We start from the raw sequence: 8,966 nt of genomic DNA, 5'->3' as shown, positions 1-8,966 counted from the left end.
GCCATGGTAGAGCATGCCTTTGGCATCATCAAGCGCGTGTTTGGATTTGCGAAGGTGCGTTATCGCGGCTTACAAAAGAACGCGCATCGCTTGTTTGTCACCTGTGCGCTGGCGAACTTGTTTATGGTCCGCAGGCGCTTGATGCACATGCAAGGGCGTAGTGTGCCAATTGTGCGAGAAATCGCGCAAGAACAAGGGAAATTCGGAGAAATTTGTCCTAATTCCCACTATAAAACATGCTCTTGTGAGCATGTTTTATGAATGAGCAGCACTTGGTTTCGAAGTTTAAGAAAATTAGAACTTAATCAGATGTTCCCTAACTATAATTTCTTCAAATTCTGGATTCATGCGCATTGCCAGTTAAATTGATAACTCAAGGTGGATGGCTGAAAATATTAACGACAAACCATTGCACTTATGGCGAGTCTTTAAAATCGGGAATTGACTCTGCCTGGAAATAATCCACTTGCAGGGAATACCAGAGGATTCATTTATTCTGTTGTCGCAACGCGCTTAATTCAGCATCAATTTTAGCCAGATCCTCAAGAAAAGCCTTGGTCTGTGCTTCATTATTTTCATTCAACTGGGACAATATATTCAATTGCTGATCACGTAATTCTCGATAACGAGGTAATGTCAAATATGAGACATCGAAAACCTGTTTACCATTAGAAACAGAAATTTTTAGCGTCTTTGATTTTTTCGGCATTATTGCTACTTCCATCAAATAGTTTGAATTCAATACTGTAAAAATTATTGTAGGGTCACATCAAGCAACCACGACACATTAATTTTCATCCAAATCCAGCGTCAACTCAGATTCTGCTTTTTTGCAATACTCAATCGCTTCATTTGCACCTATAAATGGATGGCCATCTTCTTCATTTAAAATCAAGCCATCTGTGATGGAACAAAGAACTGAAGAAGCTATGGTCGATGCGATCAATTCACGCATATCACTATGTGTAGAAAACGTGACTAAATAGTCCCGATCTCCTACCAGTTGCATTGCATCCTCCTCCATCCAGTCGTCTTCCAGCTCCCCAAAAAAATATTCGAATCCGGTTTCTTCGCCTTTGTATACGGATGGCAAATAACCAGAAAATTCTTCAACGTCAAAATCAGTATCCACTTGCAAATCAAACTCAAGCCTTGCAATGGCTTGTTGCCATTGCTCTGGAGTAGGCATGTTTTCTTTTTTAAGAATAACGTTAATATCGACAGACATAATATTGACTTTTTTAAAAATTCAAAGAAATTTCTCTTGCTGGAACCCTTTGGCTATTCCAGCCTTTACCATTTCTATACGTTCCGCCGTCGGGTTATAACCACGCTCTCCAACGTAAGCAACATAGGTATCATAAGAATTAATTGTCGGAAACCAAGGCAAAGCATATTGATCAATTAAATCCAGTAATGATCTTAAGCTCAGCTCCATTACTTGTTCGTTTTCAACAGAAAGCAATGGTTCCCCGAACATATCTTTGGGAAACCCATCAGACAGACGCCCCCCGATCAATGAGTAATCAGGAGGAAACTCTCCAAGCTCGCCATTTGAATGATTTACCCAAGGCGACCATATCGTCACTTTGACTTCAAGAAAATCTCCTGAGCTAATCCTTGTTACAAACATGTCAAATAAAGGCCCGCGTTTCCTCCAGAAAACAAATTTCTTTTCTACTGCAAACCCACGCCTCCGCATCTCGTCATGAAACCATTTACTCGCGTATTTATCAAGTTGTGCCAAAGTAGTCATAGAACTAAACCATTTCAAATTTTAAATTGAAAAGTGAATAAAAGTGCCCCGAAACGCCGCTCATATTGATTCCATTTTTCAACAGATATTGGATTCCCCTTACCTGCTTTCCCTAATTTCATATCAAATGCAACCCAAGTTTTCACTCCAATAAACACCACCACATCTAGGCGTAGTGAGCCTTTCTTACGAGACTCCTCTCCATTTTCATCTAAAGACAATTCTGCAACGACGCGAACGCCTTTCCCAAATGGATAAAATGGATTCATCTAGCGTGAATCATTTTATCCTGGGTATTGTGGATCATGGTACGCGCATGAATTTGCTGTTGCAGTGTTTGGAACTGGCGACGACGGCGACGATACTGGCATGCATCAAAGAAGTGATACAGTTATTTGGTCAGCCTGCAATTATCCGCACAGACAATGCGTCTGTGTTTCGCAGTAAAAAATTTAGGCGGGCTTTGAAGGAACTGGGTATACGTCAGGAATTCAGTGAACCTGGCATGCCTTGGCAGAACGGGAGAATTGAGTGTTTCTTTTCAACACTTAAAAAGATGTTGAACCTGACCACACCTGTCAATGGCTTGACACTTGATTGCTTGCTGGGCGATTTTACGAGCTGGTATAACCTGGTCAGGCCGCATCAGCATTTGCACGAGTATACACCTGCTGAGGTGTGCGCTGGTGTAAATCCTTATACGTCAGCACCGAAATCTGTTGAGTATTTTAGTGCCTGGGACGGTCTGCTGACTGGCTACTATATGCAGCGTTAGCGACACCCCAATAAAACAAAATAACTGTCGATATTGAACATTTTTAGGTGTTCAGGATAGTACTCGTCTCCAGCAAATAATTTGCCTGTATTTTAATCAGGCGGACAATATTTTTTGCTTGCCTGATTAAAAAATGATCAGTTCTGTGTTCAACTGAACCAAAACCTTTGCCAGTTTTTTCAAAAATTGCTGATCTGGCAGAGGAATTTGGTTTAACTGAACAGTGAACAGGGCAGCAGCAACTACGCGTTATAACTTTCTTCTACTAACGTGTTTAGCACTGACATATGAAGCGGAGTTAATTCAGAAAAACGCAGCAAAAGTGATTCGATTGAATCCCCTAGCGCCACCCGTCGAATAAGAAAATCGACTGAGATTTTTGTTCCATTAATAAAAACACGCCCACTCTCACTTAACTCAATGTTTTCTTCTGTCGTTTTCTTACCAAGTACTTTATTGAGCCAATTTAACACTAATACTTTTCTAGTATTCCATATCAAATGCTTAAGTTCATCGACTGAAGAAACTTCATCTTCTGTATTTTTACCATTTTTAATGAACATTTTTTTACAACGTCTCCCAGTTTCATCCACGTAAGAGATTGTAAAGTTCAAACTAGAATGCGATTTCGATATTAGAGTTAGTATTTTTTTTGGTGGCGGGCCACAAAGACTGAAAATCAAATTAATTATCGACGATGATGAATCTATTACGACGTCACTAGCGTCACATTCAATACCCCAATTTTTCTTACGCCACTCAAAAGCATGTCCATATCCGAATTGATCTATATTGGACTTAAAGAGTTCCCCATAGAAAATTCGTTTATCCCCCTCATCCCCAAGCGTTTTAATACATTTAATAACTTGCTCTTGACTGACCAGTGGAAACGGATAGCCCAGTTCCTTAGCAGCCTCCTTAAACATCCAACGACCAGTAAGTTTGCGCCAATTGCCAAAGAGGGCATCATACCCATCTTCAACAAAATTATTCATTTCAAAATCCAGTGATTCAGGCATTTTTATAATTGAATTTAAGGAAAAAATTCTATGTACAAAATGTTGTTGAGCAAAGGTATTCAGGTCCGCCTGCTCACCTTTAATTTCAATCAGAACATCAAAAAAATTTCCGTTTCCCATACCCCCCCTTGCATTTATGACCTACAAGCAATTTTCTATAACGAATTCGCCAAGAAAAGTCGAAATATTGATAAATCCGTTCACAAATTGGATCATCCCGGCATTTCCTGAGAGCGCACCAAGTAAATTTCCAGTGCGATTTCTAAATGCCAAATCGCCCAGTTTATTGAAAGATAATGCATAAATTTTTGTATTGTTATCTATGGCTGCTTGAAGTTGTTTTGCACTCCTTGTAAACGCTTCTTTAGCTGATTTTAGTGGGAGTTTAGTTTTAACTTCCAAGTAAGTAATTTTCTCTCCCACCTTGAACAAAAAGTCAGGCACTGCACGCAGATTACTACTGGTAAAGATACCGTCAGCCTTAGTCAATTTCTTAAATTCAACGCCTGGTTTTAAGCAATTCCGTATAGCGTTTTCAACAGTGCCTTCTGCCGCAGTACCTGCCGCATTAGCTGCTTGTCCAGAAGCTTGTGCACCTAAAGTGGTACCATTAGTAACCCCTATTTCCCCTACCGTTGATTGGCCTTCAATTCCGGATTCAAGCTCCCCCAATGACTGAAGTCCACTTGGATCTACATACATTAATGGGTTCGCGCTTGCATAAAGATATTTGTGCAATGAAATTGGCTTTATCACTCTACCATTAATTAAATCTATAGATGAAAATCTACCGGTAGTCGCTTCGTACCATCTCATCCTATTGTATTGCAGGCTTATAGAATCATCGAGATATTGACCGGTATAACCATATGGATTCTGAGTAGCGCCAATCCTGTCAGTAACAGTACCAAACGCGTCGTACTGATAAGCATCAGTCACATTACCGTTTGAATCCGTCAATGCCTTGCTACTACCCAATGCATCCGTATGGTAGTAACTCAACTGCCCCGCCCTGCTCTGTAGAATCAGTCCATTACCCCACACATAGCTGGTGCTTTCTGTAGAACCACCTTGTGAGGTTGTCTCCTGCACTGTCTGTGCATACTCGAAGGTCTCATCTACGAGGTAATTGGTGACCTTATCAGGATTAGTATTCTGCCCTGGCTCAGTCTTCTGCACACGATTGCCATTGCTGTCATAACTGTATCGCGCAATTGTTACCACACTTGCCTGACTGCTGCCCTGTTTCACTTCTACCAGACGGTTATCCGCATTCCAGCCATAAACGGTAACTTGCCCACCCGTGGTCTTCGTGCTCAAATTACCCTTGTCATCCCAAGTGTAAATCGTGGCCACATTGTTAGCACCAATGGTTTTCGTTTCCTGCGTCAACCTGTCATTGGCGTCATAAGCGTAGGTAGTCGTCGTTGTAGCATTCCCCGTAGTCTCAGTCTTCTGACTGCGGTTACCCACCTTATCGTACTGATAGTCGGTAGTGCGAATAGTCGCATTGCTTCTGTCCTTGACCAGTTCCTGCGTCAGTCGATTTACGCCATCATATTGATAACTCGTCGTGCGGACAGGATTAGCTGCAAGCAGATTTGCCTGTGTGCTTTGTGTATCGAACTCCTCCACTTTCGTCCGCTGACCATTGACTGCCAAGGCGTAACGACTTCCCGCAACAACACTGTTACCTTTAACGTGCAACACCTGCAGCAAACGTCCATTCGTGTCATAACTGTAATTGGCTGCCACACCATCCGATGTAGTGGCCGTCGCCAGTCGCCCTGCATCATCCCAGGTGTAAGTCGTGCTGCTGTTGGTCGCACTATTCGTTACTGTCGTCAGTTTCTGGTTCTTATCATAGCCATAGCTGACTGTGCCAGCCATCGTACTCCGCTGGCTGATATTACCATTGGCATCATAGGCATAAGCGAGGAAACTACCATTCGGTTTAACCTGTTTAGTAAGCCTATCATTGGCATCATAGCTGTAGCTCGTCTGTCCATTTTGACGGCCATTACTGCTGTTACCGCCAGCAATAGTCGTGCTGGCGACTTGTCCATTTGCTGTATAGGTTGTGCTGACACTGCTTCCATCCGGGTAATTTGTTTGAACTACCTGACCAAGTACATCATAGACATAACTGGTCACCTTACCTGCAAAGTCTGTCTTTTGCGTCGGATTACCTGCCACGTCATACGCAAAATTTTCTGTCTGCCCTGCTGGCAAAGTCCTACTGGTAACACGGTTATTTGCATCATACGTCCAGCTTGTGACGTGACTTTGCGCATCCGTCTGGCTGGTCTTGTTCCCATTAACGTCGTAACCGTAAATTGTTTGCTGTTGTGTCGCTGCATTGGTTTGCGTGACCTGATTCAGTCTGCCTACTGGATCGTAGCCGTAGATTATGGTATTACCTGCCTGGTCAGTTTCTGACTGCTTGGTGCCTGTGGCATTCCAGATCGTGCCAGTCGTACTATTGTCAGGATAAGTCGTTTTGGTCAGACGATTGAGTGCATCATACTCAAATTGCGTCACCTTATTGGTAGCATCAGTAACCTTGGTTTGATTCCCTATCGCGTCATACTCAAACTTAGTTTGTTTGCCTTTGGAATCGGTCAAATTGATCAGACGCCCGGCTGCATCATAGCCATTGGTGATCATGTTACCTTGTGCATCTGTCGTGCTGGCAACACGCCCTGCGTCATCATAAACTATACTGGTACTGGTACCATCAGCAGCAGTGGTTCTGACAAGACGGTTCAGTGCATCATACTCATAACGTATGCTTCTGCCCTGGCGGTCAGTTTCACTAATTTTATTACCGCCTGCGTCATAAGTGGTCGTAATCGTTTTGCCATCAGGATAGGTGGTACTGGCTAATTTGCCAGTATCGTCGTAACTATAGCTTGTGCGTCGTCCTTGCGTGTCTGTCGTTGCATTGACTTGCCCGCCTGCCGTATATTCAGTTTTGGTGGTTCCACCCAGAGCATCCGTTTCGCTGATGATACGCCCTTCAGCATCCAGAGTTCTGGTAACGCTGACTGTTTTTTGCGTTGGCACACCATTAACCATGACGGTGCTAATCCAGCTACGGCTAATCTCCTTGCCGTTATCATCGTAAGCATACGTTATAGATTTACCTGCCGCATCAGTCTCGCTGATCCTGTTGCCTTTGACATCATTCTGGTAACGTGTCAGTTGGTCACTGAATGTCAACGAAGTAGTGTTCCCAGCGTCATCATTACCAATGTGGATGTAGCTACTCAGCGGCTGATCCACGCGAATGCCTTTGGCAAAGTAAGAGTAGCTCGTGACATTACCTTTAGCATCGGTACTGCTTTTCAACTGAGTCCGCGTATTAGTATCGTAATCCCACATACTGGTTTTACCTAACGGGTTTATTTCACTAGTAAGCTTATAACTAGTCGGATCAAATGTCGTTTTCGTCGTCTCATTCGCCGCATTAGTCACACTGGCCTGATTCCCATTAGCATCATAGGTATAAGTCGTTGTCTGGTTCAGTGCGTTAACGACCTTAGTAACGTTACCATTGCTGTCATACGTATAGGTCGTCTTGTTCCCCCTGCGGTCAGTCACAGTCTGCTGATTGTTGTCGATGTCATGCTGCATCTGCACTGCCTTGCCATTGGCGTCATAGCGAGCAATCAACCTTCCACTCTGGTCATACTCAAACCTTGCCGCCAGCTTGCCGTTCGGATAGGTGTAGCTAATAAGGCTGTGGTTAGCGTCATACGTCATCTTTGACACCGCCCCATTGCGGTCAGTGACACTGATGAGGTCGCCGGTAGCGTTGTAGGCGTAACGAATCTGTTTGCCTGCCGGATCAGTGACGGCGGTAATGCGGTGGCTGGCGTCTCTTGTAAAAGTGGCTGCCGTGCCATTGGAATGGGTGACGCCACTGTCGCTGTAGGTCAGGACGTTGCCATTCGGGTCTTTGATCTTGGTGATGCCTATGCCGTCGGTCAGATAGTATTCGTAGTTATCTTCTGTCGTGAGTTTGTAGTATTTGGGGTTCCAGGCAGTGGTTTCACTTTCACCTGCACCGGCGACGTCGATGAGCATGCCGCCCTGTGCTTGGATCAGGGCGGGTACGTCAACGAGTTCTAGCCTTGCGGTGGTACCGGGCAAGGCGGTGAAGAGTATTTTCACGGGCGGGACGGTGACACCACAGTCTCTTTCGTTGGCGGCAGTGAATCTTGCGACATCACCGGTTGGTAATGTCACGTCTACCTTGCGCTTGCCTCTTGGGCGCAAACAGGTAGTCAGTTGTGCCGGGATGGTGACGACGTCCCATTCCAGGCCAAGGATGATGTTCTTTCTGATTTGCACATTTTGGTAATCCACACTCCAGCCTTGCCCAAAGTCGAGCGCCTGACCTTTGCGTCTGGTGTCGTAGGTGCGGGTGATCCTGATGGGGATGCCGGAGGCCTGGACGTTGAGGTCTTCAAAGCTGATGCTGAACTGGCCGATTTTAAGATTACGGGTGACGTCCAGGGTGATCATGTGGCTGGCCTGGACACCATTGGTATTGACGGCAATGACGCTGAGTTCGTAGATGCCGTTTTGTAGCTGCGTCGGGTCAAACTTGCCGAGGGTGCCGTTGCTGACGTTCTGGTAGCCACGGGCGAGCTCTTGCCATTTGTCGGTGCCTGCCGCGCGCATGAGCAGCTGGTAGTAGGCGAGGTTTTGTGCGGTGGCTGTGCCGATGATGGTGGTTGGTGCGGTGATCTCGACGTCATCTGTGGGGGTGCTGATCTGGGCCGTGGGCAAGCTGGTGTCTGCGGGGTTGGCAACACTGTAGAGGCTGGTTTTGCTGACGGTGGTCAGGTCATCTTTGGCGGTAGCCACAACCTGGTGCGCGCCTGTGGCAGTGGCGGTGATGGTGGCTGTGCCTTGGGCATCGAGTGTTTGTGGCTGACCATCAACGGTGACGCTGGTGCTGATGTTGCCGGTGCCGCCGTTGGTGAGGACGGTGACGGTGACTTTGTCGCCTATGTTGACGAGTGCAGGTGCCACGGCCATGCTGATGGACAGTGCCAGGGCATGGTCGCTGACGGTGAGCAGGTAGCGTTGTTCTGCAAAGGCTTTGCCATTGTCTGCGCGTAGTGTGACGTTGAAGCTGCCCAGTACCGGGCTGGCCCAGGTGATGACGCCTGTGCTGCTGATGCTCATGGTGGAGCGGGGGTTTCGGGTAGCACTGCTACCCGCCCGCGTAACGATCTCGCCTTGCAAGGCGAGATTCCTTGCATGACACTTTTGCAGTTACTGTTATAGAAGGTGTTGCTGTTGTCTATCACTCATAGAGTGATCTGGAGTGATCAGGCGCAGGTTGAACACATGTAGCGCTGTTCATTCATGTGATATACGGCTGATTTTGGATTGCCTATAG

At 45.7% G+C, this 8,966-nt stretch carries 7 protein-coding genes and 1 pseudogene; 2 read left to right on the top strand and 6 right to left on the bottom strand.

Annotated elements, in window-relative coordinates:
* Window positions 1–141: pseudogene (locus ACO0LD_RS16950) on the top strand (transposase); the annotation flags it as partial.
* 346 nt (window positions 142–487) lie between these two features.
* Here ACO0LD_RS16950 and ACO0LD_RS16945 read toward each other — a convergent pair.
* The 4 genes from ACO0LD_RS16945 to ACO0LD_RS16930 all read right to left on the bottom strand — a co-directional run bounded on the left by ACO0LD_RS16945 (window position 488) and on the right by ACO0LD_RS16930 (window position 2,025).
* Window positions 488–724 (bottom strand): hypothetical protein, encoded by a 237-nt coding sequence (locus ACO0LD_RS16945; protein WP_423008837.1) that lies wholly within the window; start codon window positions 722–724, stop codon window positions 488–490.
* Window positions 725–787: 63 nt separating this feature from the next.
* The gene (locus ACO0LD_RS16940; protein ID WP_423008835.1) at window positions 788–1,228 is read right to left on the bottom strand and encodes a hypothetical protein; all 441 of its coding nucleotides are present in this window, start codon (window positions 1,226–1,228) and stop codon (window positions 788–790) included.
* 21 nt (window positions 1,229–1,249) lie between these two features.
* Window positions 1,250–1,756 carry a hypothetical protein gene (locus tag ACO0LD_RS16935; RefSeq protein ID WP_423008833.1) on the bottom strand — a complete coding sequence of 169 codons (507 nt, stop codon included), beginning with the start codon at window positions 1,754–1,756 and terminating at the stop codon, window positions 1,250–1,252.
* 14 nt (window positions 1,757–1,770) lie between these two features.
* Window positions 1,771–2,025 (bottom strand): hypothetical protein, encoded by a 255-nt coding sequence (locus ACO0LD_RS16930; protein ID WP_423008831.1) that lies wholly within the window; start codon window positions 2,023–2,025, stop codon window positions 1,771–1,773.
* Here ACO0LD_RS16930 and ACO0LD_RS16925 point away from each other — a divergent pair.
* Window positions 2,016–2,531: an integrase core domain-containing protein gene (locus tag ACO0LD_RS16925; protein WP_423008829.1), complete on the top strand. Its 516-nt coding sequence runs from the start codon at window positions 2,016–2,018 to the stop codon at window positions 2,529–2,531. The two genes, ACO0LD_RS16930 and ACO0LD_RS16925, sit on opposite strands and share 10 nt — an antisense overlap.
* A 242-nt stretch (window positions 2,532–2,773) precedes the next feature.
* On the opposite strand, the gene ACO0LD_RS16920 is transcribed toward ACO0LD_RS16925, so the two are convergent.
* Both ACO0LD_RS16920 and ACO0LD_RS16915 read right to left on the bottom strand, forming a co-directional pair.
* Window positions 2,774–3,670 carry a hypothetical protein gene (locus tag ACO0LD_RS16920; RefSeq protein ID WP_423008827.1) on the bottom strand — a complete coding sequence of 299 codons (897 nt, stop codon included), beginning with the start codon at window positions 3,668–3,670 and terminating at the stop codon, window positions 2,774–2,776.
* A gap of 21 nt (window positions 3,671–3,691) precedes the next feature.
* Window positions 3,692–8,809: an RHS repeat-associated core domain-containing protein gene (locus ACO0LD_RS16915; protein ID WP_423008825.1), complete on the bottom strand. Its 5,118-nt coding sequence runs from the start codon at window positions 8,807–8,809 to the stop codon at window positions 3,692–3,694.
* Between the last annotated feature and the right edge of the window lie 157 nt (window positions 8,810–8,966).

It is taken from the genome of Undibacterium sp. Ji83W (assembly GCF_049340385.1).
Taxonomy (GTDB): Bacteria; Pseudomonadota; Gammaproteobacteria; order Burkholderiales; family Burkholderiaceae_D; genus Undibacterium.
The sequence above is the reverse complement of the archived record's forward strand: the minus strand, read 5'-3'. Positions and strand labels throughout refer to the sequence as shown.